General features: G+C 61.3%; 14 protein-coding genes. 4 read left to right on the plus strand and 10 right to left on the minus strand.

Going from position 1 to position 15,886, the window contains the following annotated elements; all coding sequences use genetic code 11:
• Positions 1–165: 165 nt before the first annotated feature.
• From BVK86_RS06520 to ehuR, 6 genes are all read right to left on the minus strand, one after another.
• The gene (locus BVK86_RS06520) at positions 166–645 is read right to left on the minus strand and encodes an Lrp/AsnC family transcriptional regulator (protein ID WP_075945645.1); all 480 of its coding nucleotides are present in this window, start codon (positions 643–645) and stop codon (positions 166–168) included.
• Positions 646–691: 46 nt separating this feature from the next.
• Positions 692–1,693, minus strand: coding sequence for a N(2)-acetyl-L-2,4-diaminobutanoate deacetylase DoeB (gene doeB / locus BVK86_RS06525; protein WP_075945646.1), 1,002 nt, complete (start codon positions 1,691–1,693; stop codon positions 692–694).
• A gap of 3 nt (positions 1,694–1,696) precedes the next feature.
• A complete protein-coding gene (doeA, locus tag BVK86_RS06530) occupies positions 1,697–2,887 on the minus strand; it encodes an ectoine hydrolase DoeA (protein WP_075945647.1) in 1,191 nt (396 codons plus the stop codon).
• A gap of 43 nt (positions 2,888–2,930) precedes the next feature.
• Entirely contained in the window at positions 2,931–3,923 is a 993-nt protein-coding gene (gene eutC, locus BVK86_RS06535; protein ID WP_075945648.1) for an ectoine utilization protein EutC, read from the minus strand.
• Positions 3,924–3,959: 36 nt separating this feature from the next.
• Entirely contained in the window at positions 3,960–4,931 is a 972-nt protein-coding gene (gene eutB / locus BVK86_RS06540; protein WP_075945649.1) for a hydroxyectoine utilization dehydratase EutB, read from the minus strand.
• A 106-nt stretch (positions 4,932–5,037) separates the two neighbouring features.
• Positions 5,038–6,432, minus strand: a complete 1,395-nt coding sequence (ehuR, locus tag BVK86_RS06545) for a MocR-like ectoine utilization transcription factor EhuR (RefSeq protein WP_075945729.1) — start codon at positions 6,430–6,432, stop codon at positions 5,038–5,040.
• Between the two features lie 290 nt (positions 6,433–6,722).
• On the opposite strand from ehuR, the gene ehuB reads away from it, so the two are divergent.
• The 4 genes from ehuB (at position 6,723) to ehuA (ending at position 9,842) form a co-directional block, all read left to right on the plus strand.
• The gene (gene ehuB, locus BVK86_RS06550) at positions 6,723–7,580 is read left to right on the plus strand and encodes an ectoine/hydroxyectoine ABC transporter substrate-binding protein EhuB (protein WP_075945650.1); all 858 of its coding nucleotides are present in this window, start codon (positions 6,723–6,725) and stop codon (positions 7,578–7,580) included.
• A gap of 74 nt (positions 7,581–7,654) precedes the next feature.
• A complete protein-coding gene (gene ehuC / locus BVK86_RS06555; protein WP_075945651.1) occupies positions 7,655–8,314 on the plus strand; it encodes an ectoine/hydroxyectoine ABC transporter permease subunit EhuC in 660 nt (219 codons plus the stop codon).
• Complete coding sequence (ehuD, locus tag BVK86_RS06560; protein ID WP_075945652.1) at positions 8,311–8,967, plus strand: ectoine/hydroxyectoine ABC transporter permease subunit EhuD; 657 nt, start codon at positions 8,311–8,313, stop codon at positions 8,965–8,967. The genes ehuC and ehuD overlap by 4 nt, the downstream gene beginning before the upstream one ends.
• Positions 8,967–9,842 (plus strand): ectoine/hydroxyectoine ABC transporter ATP-binding protein EhuA, encoded by an 876-nt coding sequence (ehuA, locus tag BVK86_RS06565; protein WP_083659303.1) that lies wholly within the window; start codon positions 8,967–8,969, stop codon positions 9,840–9,842. The genes ehuD and ehuA overlap by 1 nt, the downstream gene beginning before the upstream one ends.
• Before the next feature lie 125 nt (positions 9,843–9,967).
• Here ehuA and BVK86_RS06570 read toward each other — a convergent pair whose 3' ends face one another.
• The 4 genes from BVK86_RS06570 to BVK86_RS06585 form a co-directional block, all read right to left on the minus strand.
• A complete protein-coding gene (locus BVK86_RS06570) occupies positions 9,968–10,699 on the minus strand; it encodes a YiaD family glycine zipper/OmpA-like lipoprotein (RefSeq protein ID WP_075945653.1) in 732 nt (243 codons plus the stop codon).
• A gap of 104 nt (positions 10,700–10,803) precedes the next feature.
• A complete protein-coding gene (locus tag BVK86_RS06575; protein WP_075945654.1) occupies positions 10,804–11,445 on the minus strand; it encodes an MBL fold metallo-hydrolase in 642 nt (213 codons plus the stop codon).
• 87 nt (positions 11,446–11,532) lie between these two features.
• On the minus strand, positions 11,533–14,271 hold the full coding sequence (locus BVK86_RS06580; RefSeq protein ID WP_075945655.1) for a winged helix-turn-helix domain-containing protein: 2,739 nt from the start codon (positions 14,269–14,271) through the stop codon (positions 11,533–11,535).
• A gap of 231 nt (positions 14,272–14,502) precedes the next feature.
• On the minus strand, positions 14,503–15,867 hold the full coding sequence (locus BVK86_RS06585) for a DUF1329 domain-containing protein (RefSeq protein ID WP_075945656.1): 1,365 nt from the start codon (positions 15,865–15,867) through the stop codon (positions 14,503–14,505).
• Positions 15,868–15,886: the final 19 nt, after the last annotated feature.

Genomic DNA, 15,886 nt, shown 5'->3' on the forward strand with positions numbered 1-15,886 from the left:
GTGCGTGGAACCATGCTAGGGCAGCTGAGCCATCGGGATTTGCGGTTTGAACGGGATCAGGCAGGTGGTTTTTTCTGATTGGGCGGGGCTGAACAGCGGATTTTGCGGTTGGAGCACACGCAATGTGGGAGCGAGCCTGCCAGCTCCCAAGGGTTTTCGGTGTGCTCAGGATTCTTGCGACAGCTCGGCCGGCAGGGCGCCGCCGGTCTTGATGGTTTTGGTGACGATGTAGGTGAAGTAGCGTTCGATCCCCAGATCATCGAGCAGCAGCTGGTCGATAAAACGCTGGTAATGATCGATGTCCGGTGCCTGGATCATAGCCATGTAGTCGACACCGCCACCGGTGGCATAACAGAACGCGACTTCGGGCGCTTCACTCATGCGCAGCTCGAAACGCCGCATGTCCTGCGCGGTGTGTCGGGCCAGGGTGATTTCCACCAACACCTGCTGGCTCTTGAACACCGCCCCCCAGTCGATCTGTGCGCGGTAACCCTTGATCAGGCCGAGGGCTTCAAGTTTGCGCACCCGTTCCCAGGCCGGGGTCACCGACAGATTGATCGCCTCGGCCAGGCTCGATTTGGTGATACGCCCGTCGTCAGCGAGGATCCGCAGGATTTTCAGGTCATAGCGATCGAGTTTGTGCATGGGCCGATGATCTCCTGAATGAATGGGAAACCCTACAGGTGGATGTTTACAACAACACATCGGCGATCACCGCGACGGTATCGCCACAGCCCACCAGCCCCGGAAAATGCCGCGCCGCCAGCAAACCGCTGCGCGCCGCACGGTATTCCACCGGGGCCGCGCCGCTGCGGGTGACGTCGTAGATGCGGGCGATCACTTCGCCCTGGTCCACGTTATCGCCCAGGTCACGGCACATTTCCAGCAGGCCGTCGTGCTCGCTGGCGATGAAGCAATCGCCGTCGGGCATGTCGAGCATGATTGACGGCGCCGTCTGCACTTCGCCCTGGAGAATCCCGGCATGCACCAACAGATTGCGCACCCCGCGCTCGGCTATCGCCACGCTGCGTGCTGTCGACGAACCACCGCCGCCCAACTCCGTGGTCACGAAAACTTTACCTTGCGACTCGGCGGCGGTGTCGTACATCGCCCCGGCATCGAGTTCGAGCATGCGCATGCTGTACGGCGCATTGAACGCACGCATGCCGGCCTCGCATTGCGCCTGTTGCTGCTTGTCCGGCAGCACATGACACGCGGCGAACGGCAGGAAATCCAGGGTGCGCCCGCCGGAATGAATGTCCAGCACGATGTCGGCCAGGGGCAGCAAGGTGCGAGTGAAATAGTCGGCGATCTTCTCGGTCACCGTACCGTCCGGCTTGCCGGGAAAACTGCGGTTGAGGTTGCCCTTGTCGATCGGCGAGGTGCGCCGCCCGGCGTGGAACGCCGGGGTGTTCATGAACGGAATGATGATCACCCGCCCGCTGACGTCGGCGGCCGTCAGGCTTTGTGCCAGTTTGCTCAAAGCCACCGGGCCTTCGTATTCGTCACCGTGGTTACCACCAGTGAGCAGTGCGGTCGGCCCACGACCGCGCTGGACGACCGTGACCGGGATCATCACCGCGCCCCACGCGGAGTCATCCCGGGAATACGGCAACTTGAGAAAACCGTGCTGCACGCCTTCGCGGCTGAAATCCACGGTGGCGCTGATCGGGTTGTCAGGCAGTTCACTCATGACTCAATCCTTCACGAACAATTGGCGAGGCACATTGCACAACGTCTCGACACCCGTTTCGGTGATCAGAATGCTCTCGGTGATTTCCAGTCCCCAGTCATCCATCCACAGGCCCGGCATGAAGTGGAAAGTCATGCCCGGTTGCAACACGCTGGTGTCGCCGGGACGCAGGCTCATGGTGCGCTCGCCCCAATCCGGCGGATAACTGATACCGATCGGGTAGCCGCAGCGGCTGTCCTTGTGGATGCCGAATTTTTCCAGCACTTTGAAAAATGCCACGGCGATGTCGCCGGTGGTGTTGCCAGGCTTGGCCGCTTCCAGCCCGGCAGCGATGCCTTCGACCACGGCTTTTTCGCCGTCGAGGAAATGCTGCGGCGGCTTGCCCAGGTAGATCGTGCGCGACAACGGGCAGTGATAGCGTTTGTAGCAACCGGCGATTTCGAAGAAGGTGCCGGCGCCCTTTTCGAACGGCGAATCGTCCCAGGTCAGGTGCGGTGCGCTGGCGTCGGCACCGGTCGGCAACAGCGGCACGATGGCCGGGTAGTCGCCGCCGTGCCCGTCGGCACCGAGGATGCCACTGCTGTAGATCTCGGCCACCAGTTCGTTTTTGCGCATGCCCGGTTCGATCCGTTCGAGGATCCGCCCGTGCATCTTTTCGACGATGCGCGCGGCAATGCGCATGTAGGTGATTTCCTGCGGCGACTTGACGGCCCGCTGCCAGTTCACCAGCCCGACCGCGTCGATCAACCTGGCCTTCGGCAGGTTGTTCTGCAGCGACAGGTAAGCGGCGGCGCTGAAGTAATAGTTGTCCATCTCCACACCGATGGTCAGCGCATCCCAACCCCGGGCGCTGATCACTTCCCGCGACAGGTAATCCATGGGATGCCGTTCGCGCGACTGTACGTAGAAGTCCGGGTAGCCCACGATGTTTTCCTGCTGCATGAACACCGTGCGCCTGGCGCCGTTGGCGTCCTGGCCGCGACCGAACCACACCGGTTCGCCGTCGAGCGCCAGCAGCACGCATTGATGAACGTAGAACGACCAACCGTCATAGCCGGTCAGCCAGGCCATGTTCGACGGATCGGTGACCAGCAACAGCTCGATGCCCTGCGCCTGCATGGCCACTCGCACCTTGGCCAGACGCTGGGCGTATTCCTCCCGCTGGAACGGAAGATTGACGACTATCTGAGACATGCACATGCCCTCTGATAAATGACGCACGGATGAAAAAAGCGGTTTAACTGCCGAACTGAAAACCCTTGCCCGCCGAACGCGCCCGCTCGAAGGCCAGGTTGGCCATGGCCGTGTCCTGGGCGCCGGTGCCGGTGAGATCGCAGAGGGTGATTTGCATTGAATCGGTTCGACCGGGCCGTTGCCCGGCCAGCACCTGGCCCAGTTCCGCGAAGCCGGATTCGTCGCTGACCAGGCCCGCAGCGAGGGCGTGATGCAGCTCGCCGAGGAGGCGTGTCTGGCTCAAGCGATCTGCCACGTAGCGGTCGACCTGCGCCAGCGCACGGGGGGAAATTTCGTTCTTGTGCTCGGCGTCCGAACCCATCGCGGTGATGTGCAGGCCGGGGTGCAGATGGCGCACATCGATCAGCGGCTCACGGCTCGGCGTGCAGGTGATTGCAATGTCGACCCCGGCCATCGCCTCGTCGATGCTGGCGCAAGGTTTGACCGCCAGTCCCGTGTCACGGGCCAGTTCAACGCTGAAGGCCTGGGCCTTGGCAGCATCCCGTGCCCAGACCCTTACGCTGTCGATCGGCCGCACCAGACGCAGGGCTTGCAGTTGCAACACGGCCTGCTCACCGGCACCGATCAGCGCCACGCTGCGGCTGTCTTCCCGCGACAGCGCCCGCGCCGCCACGGCACCGGCCGCCGCTGTACGCACGGCGGTGAGGTAACCGTTATCCAGCAACAGGGCATCGAGCAGACCGGTGCGGGCGGACAACAACATCATCATGCCGTTGAGGCTGGGCAAGCCGAGTTTCGGGTTGTCGAAAAAACCCGGGCTGACCTTGATCGCAAAACGCTCAAGGCCCGGCAGATAAGCGGTTTTTACGTCCACCTCGCCGTTATGTTCGGGAATGTCCAGGCGCAGGATCGGCGGCATGGCCACGGCGGCGATGGCCAGCAGCACGAAGGCCTGCTCGATGGCTTCGACGCTGGGCAGGTCCAGTGACACGCAGGCGCGCAGGTCCGCTTCGTTCAGCAAGGTGACTTCACTCATCAACGCGGCACTCCATGGAGTCGTTATGGTTGGAATTCATGCGTCGGCACCGGCGAGCACGCGCAGGTGCTGATCGATATCGACGTTGCGTCCGCTGACCACCACCACGATCGGCCCGCGCGCCTCGATCACGCCTTCGAGCAACGCGGCAATCCCCACCGCCGCCGCGCCTTCCAGCACCAGACGTTCTTCGCGATAGGCATGGCGGATGGCGTTGGCGATGGCGGCTTCACTGAGCAGGTGCAGGTGATCGCAGGTATCGCGGGTCATGGAAAAGGTGTAACGGTTGTCGAGGCCGATGCCGCCGCCGAGCGAGTCAGCCAGGGTCGGCAGCTCTTCGACCGCCACCGGTCGCCCGGCCGCGAGGCTGGCGTGCATCGCCGCACCGCGATGCATGCTGATGCCGTGGGTGACGATCTGCGCACTGGCACTTTTCAGCGCCAGCGCCACGCCGGCGAACAAACCGCCGCCAGACAATGGAATCAGTACTTGAGAGACGTCTGGCTGCTGTTCAAGGATCTCCAGCCCCAGCGTGCCTTGCCCGGCGATGATCGCCGGATGGTCGAACGGCGGCAGCAGCGTCGCGCCCTGTTCATGGGCAATGCGCTCGGCTTCACGCTGGGCGTCATCCTGGGACTGGCCGACGATGCGCACGTGTGCACCGAGATCGCGGATGGCCTGAACCTTGTTGCCCGGCACCAGGTGCGACAGGCAAATTGTTGCCGTCACGCCTTGTTGCGAGGCGGCGTACGCCAGCGCCCGCCCATGATTGCCGGTCGACGCAGCGACGACGCCACGGGTCTTTTGCTCGGCCGTGAGTTGCGCCACGGCATTGCTCGCGCCGCGTAACTTGAAGCTGCCGGTGATTTGCTGAGACTCAAGTTTGAGATAGACCGGCACGCCCAATCGTCGCGACAGGCTGGGTGAATGTTCCATCGGTGTATGCCGCACCAGCGCTTCGATGCGCTGGCGGGCGAGGTAAATATCGTTGAGCTGGAGCGCTGACATGACCGCATCCCGATGAGGTGTTGGGCGCAGTCTAAGAGGGCTGGATTGTCACGCTGAATGTACTAGGGCAATTTAGTCGACAAATTTTTCCAGGTCTTTTTTCCGCTCAAAAGTCGTGGATTTGCGGGTACTGACCAAAAATCTCGCGCATCCCCATCAACGCGTCGCGCATTTCCTCATCACCGCATTCCGCCCCCACGCACACCCGCACCGCCCGCGGCCGCGGCGTACCGCGCACGGTGAACGGGTCGGGTGATGTGACTGCGATATGCTTGTGGCGCAGGGCGCGAACCAGGCTGTCGAGCTCCCAATGCGGCGGAATACCGACCCAGGCATTCAGTGCATAGGGATGCTGGCCGAGCAGGTATTCGCCGAGGTATTCGCTGACCATCGCCTGGCGCCCACCCAACAGCTTGCGCTGCAGTCCCACCAGCGTGTCGGCGCGGCCATCGCGAATCCAGCGGGCGGCGATCTCCGACACCATGGGCGTGGCCATCCAGCTGTTGACCCGCAAAATGCTTTCGGTGCGCAACGCCAGGCGCTTGGGCATCACCAGATAACCGATGCGCAAACCGGTGAGCACCGATTTGGTCATGCTCGTGCAGTAGAACGACAACTCCGGCAGGTAATGGCTGATCGGCGGCGCTCGGCGCTCATCCAGCAGCGGTCCGTAGACGTCGTCTTCGATGATGTGCACACCGAAGCGCCGGGCAATCTCGGCGATTTCCCGACGACGGTTGTCCGGCATCAGGCTGGTGGTCGGGTTGTTCAGGTTCGGCGTACAGACCAGCGCAGTGATGCGTTCATTGCTGCACATGTCCTCGAAATGCTCCGGGTCAATGCCGTAGCGATCCATTTCAAGGCCTTTGAGGGTGAAACCCAGCACCTGGGAGTTGCCGATCACGCCATGGTCGGTGATGCCTTCGCAGAGCACCACGTCATCGGGGCCGGCCAGGGAGGCCAGGGCGAGGAAAATCCCGTGGGCCGCGCCATTGGTGATCAGGATGTCATCGCGCTCAACGCGCAGGCCTTGTCGCCCGATCCAGTGCATCGCCGCGTCACGGTGCGACTCGAACCCGGCAATGGGACGGAAGGCGTGAATCCACGGCTGGTCTTCTTCAGTGCTGAGTTCGCGGCAGGTCTCGCGCCAGAACTGGTCGTGCTCGCGGGTGTGCATGATCCGCGTGATGGAGAAATCCACCAAAGCGCGTTCGGGACTGTCGAGAATATACGTGGCAACCCGGTCGCTCATGCGCCGCGATACGAAGCTGCCGCGCCCCACTTCGCAACGCACCAGGCCCTGGCGCTCCAGTTCCTTATAGGCGTTGGTGACCGTCTGCACGCTGATACCCACGGCATCGGCCACCTGCCGTTGCGGCGGCAGGCGCTGATCGTTGACCAGCACGCCCTGCTCGATGTCATCGGCAATCGCCTGCACCAGAATCTTGTATTTCGACTCGCCGCTGCGGGCGATTTCCAATGCTGCCTTCCACTTGTCCATCGGCGCCGAACCCACGTGTTTGCCAGTGCCGACAGCATCCCGCGAGAAACCATGCAAAGCAATTGTCCTAGTGCAATGCAATGTGGCACAGGGCTTTTGTATGCTCGGTCCAAGGTCGATGCACAGGCAGGGGAACCCGCCGCCAACAACAACCAATCGATCTGTACCGGAACTGTGCCCCCGGGCTTCGGCTCAACTGGAAACGGCTCTCGTACGCTTTGCTCTTGTCACACTGCCTCCTACCACAGAGCCGTCACCGACGGGTCCACAAGAAACAGGAGATTTTATCGATGAGCAATTCCATTCCCCGCAGTTCCCATGTCTTGCGTCACCTGTTCGTGGCTTGCGCGATGTTCGGTCTGGCCGCCAGCGCCCATGCCGCCACGACGCTGGAAACCATTACGAAAAACAGCACCATTCGTATCGGCTACGCCAACGAAACCCCATTCGCCTTTACCGAGACTGATGGCCGGGTCACCGGCGAATCGCCGGAAATCGCCAAGGTCATCTTCGCCAAAATGGGCATCAAGCAAGTCGATGGCGTACTGACCGAGTGGGGCTCGCTGATCCCGGGCCTGCGCGCCGGGCGTTTCGATGTGATTGCCGCCGGCATGTACATCACCCCCGAGCGCTGCAAACAGGTGATCTTCACCGACCCGCAATACCAATTGCCCGACGCCCTCCTGACCGCCAAAGGCAACCCGAAAAACCTGCACAGCTATGAAGACATCGCCAGGAACCCGGACGTGAAACTGGCAATCATGGCCGGCACGGTCAATCTGAAATACGCGCGAAACTCCGGCGTGAAGGACACGCAGATCCTTCAGGTGCCCGACACCACCGCCCAGTTGCAAGCCGTGCGTGCCGGTCGCGCCGATGCCGCCGTGGGCACCCAGCTGACCATGAAAGGCCTGGCGGCCAAGGGTGGAGAAAAGGTCGAAGCGGTCACCGAATTCAAGGATGACCCGTCGCATACCGGTTACGGCGCCCTCGCTTTCCGTCCGGAAGACAAGGACCTGCGGGATGCGGTCAATGCCGAACTGAAAAAGTGGCTGGGCTCTGAGAACCACCTCAAGACGGTGGCCCCGTTTGGCTTCGACAAATCCAACGTGACCAGCAAAACGGCTGCCGAGCTCTGCGCTCAATAGTCGAGACAGGCATGGCGCTATAGCGCGATGCCTATCCTGCCGACTCCGGATGTTGAACCACGCAGGTGTAAACAATGGGTGAATTACTTCCGCTATTGATACAAGGCGCCTGGGTCACGCTCCAGGTGACCTTTTTCGGCTCGATCCTGGCCATCGTCGCGGCCATTCTGGCGGCGCTGGGACGCATGTCGCCGTGGCGGGCGCTGAGCTGGTTCTCGGTCGCCTACATTGAAGTGTTTCGTGGCACGTCGTTGCTGGTGCAACTGTTCTGGCTGTTTTTCGTGTTGCCGCTGCCACCGTTCAATCTGGCACTGAGCCCCTACAGCGTCGCCATCGTCGGCCTCGGCCTGCACATCGGCGCGTATGGCGCCGAGGTGATGCGCGGTGCAATCAGTTCCGTGGCGAAAGGTCAGTACGAAGCGGCAACGGCGCTGAACTTCAGCAGCTACAAGCGTTTTCGCCGGATCATTCTGCCTCAAGCCTTGCTCGCCGCTATTCCACCGGGCACCAACCTGCTGATCGAACTGCTGAAAAACACCTCGCTGGTGTCGCTGATCACCTTGTCCGACCTGAGCTTCCGCGCCCGGCAACTGGATCAGGCCACGTTCCAGACGCTGGAAATCTTCAGCCTCGCGCTGGTGATGTATTTCATCCTGGCGCAAGCGATCAACCTCGGCATGCGCAGCATTGAACGTCGCCTGGCGCGCGGCCGGATGCGTGGAGGTCTGTCATGACCCTGTTCGACTGGACCTATGCCTGGCAGATCCTCCCCGATTTGCTGCGCGCTTCGCTCAACACCGTGGGCATTACCCTGATCGGTTTCCTGATCGCCATTGTGCTGGGGCTGTTTCTCGCCATCGGCCGACGCAGCCGCCTGTATTGGCTGTCGTGGCCGATCGCCGGGATGATCGAATTCATCCGCAGCACGCCGCTGCTGATCCAGGTGTATTTCCTCTACTACGTGCTGCCCAATTACGGCGTCAGCCTATCGGCCATGCAAGTGGGGATCATCGGCATTGGCGTGCACTACGCCTGCTACATCGCCGAGGTCTATCGCGGCGGGCTTGATGCCGTGCCACGTGCGCAATGGGAAGCAGTGACCGCGCTGAACATCGGGCCGTACAGCGCCTACCGCAACATCATCCTGCCCCAGGCCCTGCGGCCGATCCTGCCGCCGCTGGGCAACTACCTGGTGGCAATGCTCAAGGACACGCCGGTGCTGTCAGCCATAACCGTGGTTGAAATCATGCAGCAGGCCAAGAACATCGGCTCCGAAAACTTCCGCTACCTGGAGCCGATCACCATGGTCGGCCTGTTCTTCCTCGCCCTGAGCATCGCCCTGGCTTATCTGGTACGGCGCCTCGAACTGCGCCTGGAGCTACGCTAATGACTTCTCCACTCTCGACCTCCAACGACCTTTCCCGGCGCGGCAACCTGACGCCACTGCATCCGCAAGAGGCCACGGCCATGCATCAAACGAAAGCGGTCAAGCCGATTGTCAGCTTCCAGGACGTCACCAAAAGCTACGGCAATTTCACCGTGCTCGACCATTTGAACCTGGACGTCTCGCCCGGCGAGAAAGTCGCGATCATCGGCCCCAGCGGCTCGGGGAAATCCACGCTGTTGCGGGTCTTGATGACCCTCGAAGGCATTGATGACGGACTGATCCGCATCGAAGACGACTTGCTGACACATATGCCCAATCGCAACGGCGTGCTGGTGCCGGCCAACGACCGGCACATCCGCCGGGTGCGCGGCAAAATCGGCATGGTGTTCCAGAGTTTCAACCTGTTCCCGCACATGACGGCATTGCAGAACGTCATCGAAGCGCCGGTGCAAGTACTGGGCATGAAAGCCGCCGAAGCAGGGGAACGGGCGGCGGATCTGCTGGAATTGGTGGGGCTGGGCAGCAAGCTGGGGCATTACCCTTCGCAGCTGTCCGGTGGGCAGCAGCAACGGGTGGCGATTGCCCGCGCCTTGGCCATGCGGCCCAAGGTCATGCTGTTTGACGAAGTGACCTCGGCGCTCGACCCGGAACTGTGTGGCGAGGTACTCAACGTGATCCGCAAGCTCGGCGCCGAACATAACCTGACCATGCTGATGGTCACCCACCAGATGGGCTTCGCCCGGGAATTCGCCGATCGCGTGTGCTTCTTTTACAAAGGCCAGATCCACGAGCAGGGTACCCCGGCGCAGATCTTCGAACATCCGCAGCAGGAACGGACGTGTGCGTTCCTTAGCGCGGTGAAAGAGGCCAACTAAAAAGCAACACATACAAATGTGGGAGCGAGCCTGCTCGCGATGGCGGTGTATCAGTCAGCATTAACGCTATCTGACACATCGCCATCGCGAGCAAGCTCGCTCCCACCGTTTTTTTCTCGCGGGTGTTATGGGTACTGCTGAACAGTGCCCGGCTGTTGCTGACCACCGTACTGCTGACCCGGAATCGCCTTGAGGTTGACCTCTACACGACGGTTCTGCGCACGACCATTGACGTCGGCGTTGCTGGCCACCGGGTTATCCGGGCCGGCACCACGGGCGCTCAGGTTGGCCCCGCTGACGCCTTGCGAGGTCAGGTACGTCGCCACGCTCTGAGCACGACGCTGGGACAGGTCCATGTTGTGCTGACGGCTGCCGGTGCTGTCGGTGTAGCCGACGATTTCGATCTGGTTCTGGTTGAACTCTTTCAGCGAGCCCGCCAGGTTGTTCAGCGGCTGGTAGAAGCTCGAAGCGATGTTCGAAGAATCGGTGGCGAAAGTGATGTTACCCGGCATGATCAATTTGATCTGATCGCCCTGGCGCTGCACTTCGACACCGGTATTGGCCATGCTGGCCCGCAGTTTTTTCTCCTGCTGGTCGGCGTAGTAGCCGTAACCGGCGGCGGAAGCACCCACCACGGCGGCGCCGATCAGCGCGCCCTTGCCACGGTTGTTGTGGTCAATGGCGGCACCCGCCAGGGCGCCGGCCAGCGCACCGAGGCCACCATACTTCGCGGTTTTGCTCATGCCAGTGGAGCCGCTATCGGCCTGACCCTGGTTGTCGTAAGGGTTGGGCGATGCGCAACCGGACAACAGCGCCACGGCAGTAGCAACAATAATCAAACGACGGGTGGTGAACATGAAGAGCTCCTACTTTTTTGCATTCTGTGGTGCAACGGACTTAAGCATCGAACCTTTGCGGGCGTTGGATCGTTTGTGCCGATAAAAATTCCGCTGGTTACAAATCAGGCCCGAACAAACGGATTCTCACGCATTTCATCGCCGAGGCGGGTATCCGGACCGTGCCCGGCCACCACCGTCGCTTCTTCGTCGAGGGTATACAAACGCTGCTTGATGGAACGCACGATAGTCGCCTGATCGCCACCCCACAAATCGGTACGCCCTACCCCACGCTTGAACAGCGTGTCACCGGCAATCAACAGCTTGGCGTCGGCAAACCAGAAGCTCATCGACCCCGGTGTGTGACCCGGCGTGTGCAGCGCTACGCCACAGCCGCAAGCCAACTCTTCATCATCGGCCAACCAGCGATCCGGCGACGGCACTGGCGTGTAGGGAACGCCGAACATCTGGCATTGCATCTCCAGATTGTCCCAGAGGAATTGATCTTCCTTGTGCAGGTGCAAGGTGGCGCCGGTTTTCTCCTTCAACTGCCCGGAAGCGAGGAAATGATCGAGGTGCGCGTGGGTGTGAATGATGCTGACCACTTTCAGGCCCAAGGCATCGAGGCGAGCCAGGATCAACTCATGATTGCCACCCGGATCGACGACGATGGCCTTTTTCGTTACGGGATCGCCGATGATCGTGCAGTTGCACTGCAGCGGACCGACGGGGAAGGTTTCGCGGATGAGGGCGGGCTGTTGGGACATCGGGATCTGCTCGGTAAACGGGGACGGGCAATGTTCGCACAATTCAGTATCCCGCCAACGTCAGCGATGTGTAACGTGAAACATTCCTTAACCCAGAACGCCCAGTTCCTTGGCTCGTGCGACGGCTTGGGTACGCCGCTCAACTCCCAGTTTGCTGTTGATGTGGCTGGCGTGGGTCTTGACGGTGTGCAGCGAAATGAACAGCTGGTCGCTGATTTCCTGATTGGAACAGCCTTGGGCAATCAGTCGCAGAACCGCCAGTTCTCGCGTGCTGAGCTGTTCGGCGGCAGAGTTAGCGTCCAGTAGCGGTCGGGCAGGCAGAGCGGGAAGGTGTTCTGTCAGGCTTTGTGAAACGCTGGTCGGCGCGCACAGTTGCAGCTGACCACGCAACCAATCCGGATGCCCTGCCAACAACCGTTCGAACGACTGCAGTCCGCCCCCGGCCGCAGCGTCCATTGCCTGGGTCAGCGCCTTGCGGGCCTCGGGCTCGCGTCCGGTGTTGAGCAACAGCGAAACTTTTTGCGTCAACGCCATCGCGCTGAGCATCTGCCGACCGGATTGCAGCCCCTGTTCGAGCAATACATTCAATCGCCCTTCGGCCAGCATCGGCTGGCCCTGGATCACCTCCAGCAAGGCTTGTTGCAGTTCGATGTGCAACGGCAATTGCGGGTGGAATTCCGGTGGCGCTGCGGCGTGTTCGCCGTTGTAGGTCTGGCCCAGTCGTGCCAGCCAGGCTTCGGCAAGATCGGTGCGCCCCTGAGCCAGCCAGAGTTCGCATTTGACCAGGGTAATCATCGCCAGATAGTAGATCGGCGGCACGTCCCAGATGTGCATCAGCCGTTCGGCTTCGGCCAGCTCGGCAAAGGCTTTGGCAAACTCGCCGCTGCTGCCTTCGAGCCGGGCGATCACGCAATGGCCGATTAACACGCTGATGTCGCGACAGGCGCGGGCCTCGTTCAAGCCGACCTGCAAGCGCCCCCTCGCCACCTGTGGTTGCAGGCGCAGAGCCAGCAGAAACCCTTCGTACAAGGTCAGTCGGGCACGGACAGCGTAGAGCCGTTGCGGTGACAAGCCCTGCAGGCGTTGCAGGCCCTGGCGAACTTCGGCGAGCGCGCGCAGGACTTCCCCGCGCGCCTGCAACACACGGGCGCGGTCATAATGGGCCAACGCCTCGAATAATGGGTTACCGACCCGTTGGGCCAACTCCAGAGAATCGCGGTTCAATTTGCGCGCGCGCCACAGGTCGCCATCGGCAATGGCCAGGTTGGACAATGTCGAGAGGCACATCAGCCGCTGGCCGTAACGCTTGCATGGAAGACTTTCGAGTGCTTCGGTGCAATAGAGCAGCGTGAGTTCACGGTTGCCACGCCCGCGAGCGATGATTCCGCTCAAGGCCAGCCATTGCGCCAGCATCGACTTTTGCGCCGTCGCCGACGGGGCCGGCAGGAAGCGACTCAGATGACTGGCCAGCTCTTCGGCGGCGTCCAGTTGGCAGGCCAGTCCCAGCGCCCAGCTGTAGAGTACGATCAAGCGCGGCGTGCTGATCAGCAGGCTGTCGGGCAAGTCCATTTTCCAGCGCAGCAACATGCCGACATTCTGTTCCGCGAGCAGTTGTTCTTCCGAGAGGTTTTGCACCAGGTTTGCCGCGACGTCCAGATGCCCGGCGCGCAATGCCTGCTCCACCGCTTCGTCGAGTAGCCCCTGGGCATTGAACCAGCGACAGGCGCGCAGATGCAGGGTGGCGGCCGGAACCATCGTCTGCGCGGTGGGCCGGGTCCGCAACAAGTCGGAGAACAGGTGGTGATAACGAAACCAGTGGCCATGCTCGTCCAGCGGCACCAGGAACACCTGGTGCGCCGCCAGGAAACGCAGGATCTCGGCACTGTCATGGGCGTCGCGAACGGCGTCGCACAGCTCACTGCAGAAACGTTCCTGAGGGGCGGTGTCGTAGAGAAAAGCCTGGACCTCGGGGGGCAGGCAATCAATGACTTCCTCAAGCAGATAATCGCGAATCAGCCCTTCGCCACCGTGCAGCGCCTGGGGTAATGCGCCGTCTGTGCCGGCCTCGGACGCGGCCAGCAGCCAGAATCGCAAGCCGGCGACCCAGCCTTCGCTGCGCTGGATGAGGTTTTCCATTGCCTCACCGCGCAATGAACTGCTGTGCCGGTCGAGCAGGCTCAGGGCCTCATCGTGGGTCAAACGCAAATCTTGTTCGTGTAACTCAAGCAGTTGTCGCGACAGGCGAAGCCGCGCCAGATGCCAGTCCGGGCGCTGGCGGCTGGTGACCATCACCAGCAAACCATCGGGAAGATGATTGAGGAAAAACTGCAGGCATCGGTCCAGAACCGGCCCCTGCGCCAGATGATAATCATCCAGCACCAGCAGCAATGGCGTCGCGGTCGACAGGTGCACGGCCAGTTCGTCAAGCAAGCCGTCCAGCCATTCTTCGAAGGCGAACGGTTGATGGCGCTGACGCATTTTCAGCAAACCGAGGGATTGCCTGCCCAACTGCGGAAAATAGTCTTGAAGACCTTCGAGCAGTCGCTCGAGGAATCGCCCCGGATCACTGTCGCGCGGGCTCAGGCCCAGCCAGAGGCTTTGCCAATGAGCCGGCAGCGCCTGACAGAACTCCACCGCCAAAGAACTTTTGCCGAACCCCGCTGGTGCACTGACCAGCAGCAACCTGCCACCGAGCCCCGCACTCAGACGCTCGCACAATCGAGGTCGCAGCACATGGCCGTCGGGCAATGGCGGTCGGAAAAAACGCCCGTCCAGCGCTGCGACAGCGACGCTTGCAGGACCGGGTGATGGGGACAGATCAGTCATGGCCGGCTCTTGTTTGAATTGCGGGTGGCGGCGTTGCAGATGTCCGCAGACTAGCTGTAAACGAACAGGTAATGAAGGTTATTGCTACAAATGGCTACAAAAAGTCTACGAACAAAAGATCGCAGCCTCGTTTCACTCGACAACGCCTGCAGGGGTTGTGCACAGCACCAAAAAAAAACGCCCCGAACCAGTCGGGGCGCTTTAGAGGATGCGGCCTCTGGTCAGTTCGGGTTAGCGAACACCATCCTGACGCAATGCAGCCGGGGTGAAGTCGCTGGTGGTGGCAGTGAAGCCGAAGTCATACGCGGACTTCTCTTCGTTCTTCATGCCCAGCGCCAGGTAACGACCCGATTGCAGGTCGTACAGGGTTTCGAGGGCATACCATGGCACTTGTTTGTCGTAGTAGTTCTCGGCATGGGCCTCGGCAACGCGCCACAGTTGGCCGCGACCGTCGTAGTGATCGATCACCGCCGCTTGCCAGGTGTCTTCGTCGATGTAGAAGTCACGCTTGGCGTAGATGTGGCGCTGACCTTCCTTCAAGGTTGCAACCACATGCCAGACGCGACGCAACTCGTAACGAGCCAGATCCTGGTTGATGTGGCCAGCCTTGATGATGTCGGTGTACTTGAGCTTCGGATCGTCGAGCTTGTAGGAGTCGGAGGCGATGTACATCTCTTTCTTGCCTTCGAGCTTCCAGTCGTAGCGGTCCGGTGCACCGTTGTACATGTCCAGGTTGTCAGAGGTACGCAGGCCGTCGGCAGCGGTACCCGGGCCGTCATAGGACACTTGTGGCGCACGACGCACGCGACGCTGACCGGCGTTGTAGACCCACGCCGAACGCGGTTCCTTCACCTGGTCGAGGGTTTCGTGCACCAGCAGCACACCACCGGCCAGACGTGCCGGGGCGGTCACTTTCTGCTTGAAGTAGAACAGGATGTTGCCCGGGTTCGCCGGATCGTAGTCCTTCATCTTGTCGCGGAACACGAACTGGTCCTGGAAGTACACCAGGCTGAACGAGCCGTTCGGCTGTGGTGTGGCCTGGGTGACCAGACGGGTCACGCTACCACCGCGATAACGGGTGATGTGGTTCCAGATGACTTCAACGCCACTCTTCGGAATCGGGAACGGAATGGCGGTTTCGAAGTTTTCCAGGCCGTTGCCGCCGGACACCAGCTTGGTGTTGGTGGCGTTCTTCTTGATGGCGGCGAACACGTCATCCGGCACGGTAGCGCCGCGATGGGACGGGTACACCGGCATCTTGAAGGTTTCCGGGTAGCGCTTGAACATCGCGTACTGACCCGGCGCGAGCTTTGCCTTGTACTGGTCGACGTTCTGCGCCGTGATGGTGAACAGCGGTTTTTCGCCCGGGTACGGATCGGACAGGAAGCCCTTGCTGTCGACAGTGCCCGCGTTCTTCGCCAGCGGTTTCCAGGCCGGGATCGAACCGTCGGCATTACCGGCCATTTCAGCGCCCATCGGGGTCAGGCTCTTGCCCAGCTTGTCTGCTTCGGCCGCAGGGACCGCCGCCATGACACCGGTCGCCAACAGCGAAAGCCCCAGGACACCGATGTGGAACAGACTCTTGGTTATTTTCATATTTGCGTTCGTCCTGAAA

This window comes from Pseudomonas reinekei (assembly GCF_001945365.1).
GTDB classification, from domain to species: Bacteria; Pseudomonadota; Gammaproteobacteria; order Pseudomonadales; family Pseudomonadaceae; genus Aquipseudomonas; species Aquipseudomonas reinekei.

Coding starts and splice junctions, on each gene's coding strand:
- BVK86_RS06520 (WP_075945645.1), bottom strand. CDS start 645: ATGCACAAACTCGATCGCTATGACCTGAAAATCCTGCGGATCCTCGCT.
- doeB (WP_075945646.1), bottom strand. CDS start 1,693: ATGAGTGAACTGCCTGACAACCCGATCAGCGCCACCGTGGATTTCAGC.
- doeA (WP_075945647.1), bottom strand. CDS start 2,887: ATGTCTCAGATAGTCGTCAATCTTCCGTTCCAGCGGGAGGAATACGCC.
- eutC (WP_075945648.1), bottom strand. CDS start 3,923: ATGAGTGAAGTCACCTTGCTGAACGAAGCGGACCTGCGCGCCTGCGTG.
- eutB (WP_075945649.1), bottom strand. CDS start 4,931: ATGTCAGCGCTCCAGCTCAACGATATTTACCTCGCCCGCCAGCGCATC.
- ehuR (WP_075945729.1), bottom strand. CDS start 6,432: ATGGACAAGTGGAAGGCAGCATTGGAAATCGCCCGCAGCGGCGAGTCG.
- ehuB (WP_075945650.1), top strand. CDS start 6,723: ATGAGCAATTCCATTCCCCGCAGTTCCCATGTCTTGCGTCACCTGTTC.
- ehuC (WP_075945651.1), top strand. CDS start 7,655: ATGGGTGAATTACTTCCGCTATTGATACAAGGCGCCTGGGTCACGCTC.
- ehuD (WP_075945652.1), top strand. CDS start 8,311: ATGACCCTGTTCGACTGGACCTATGCCTGGCAGATCCTCCCCGATTTG.
- ehuA (WP_083659303.1), top strand. CDS start 8,967: ATGACTTCTCCACTCTCGACCTCCAACGACCTTTCCCGGCGCGGCAAC.
- BVK86_RS06570 (WP_075945653.1), bottom strand. CDS start 10,699: ATGTTCACCACCCGTCGTTTGATTATTGTTGCTACTGCCGTGGCGCTG.
- BVK86_RS06575 (WP_075945654.1), bottom strand. CDS start 11,445: ATGTCCCAACAGCCCGCCCTCATCCGCGAAACCTTCCCCGTCGGTCCG.
- BVK86_RS06580 (WP_075945655.1), bottom strand. CDS start 14,271: ATGACTGATCTGTCCCCATCACCCGGTCCTGCAAGCGTCGCTGTCGCA.
- BVK86_RS06585 (WP_075945656.1), bottom strand. CDS start 15,867: ATGAAAATAACCAAGAGTCTGTTCCACATCGGTGTCCTGGGGCTTTCG.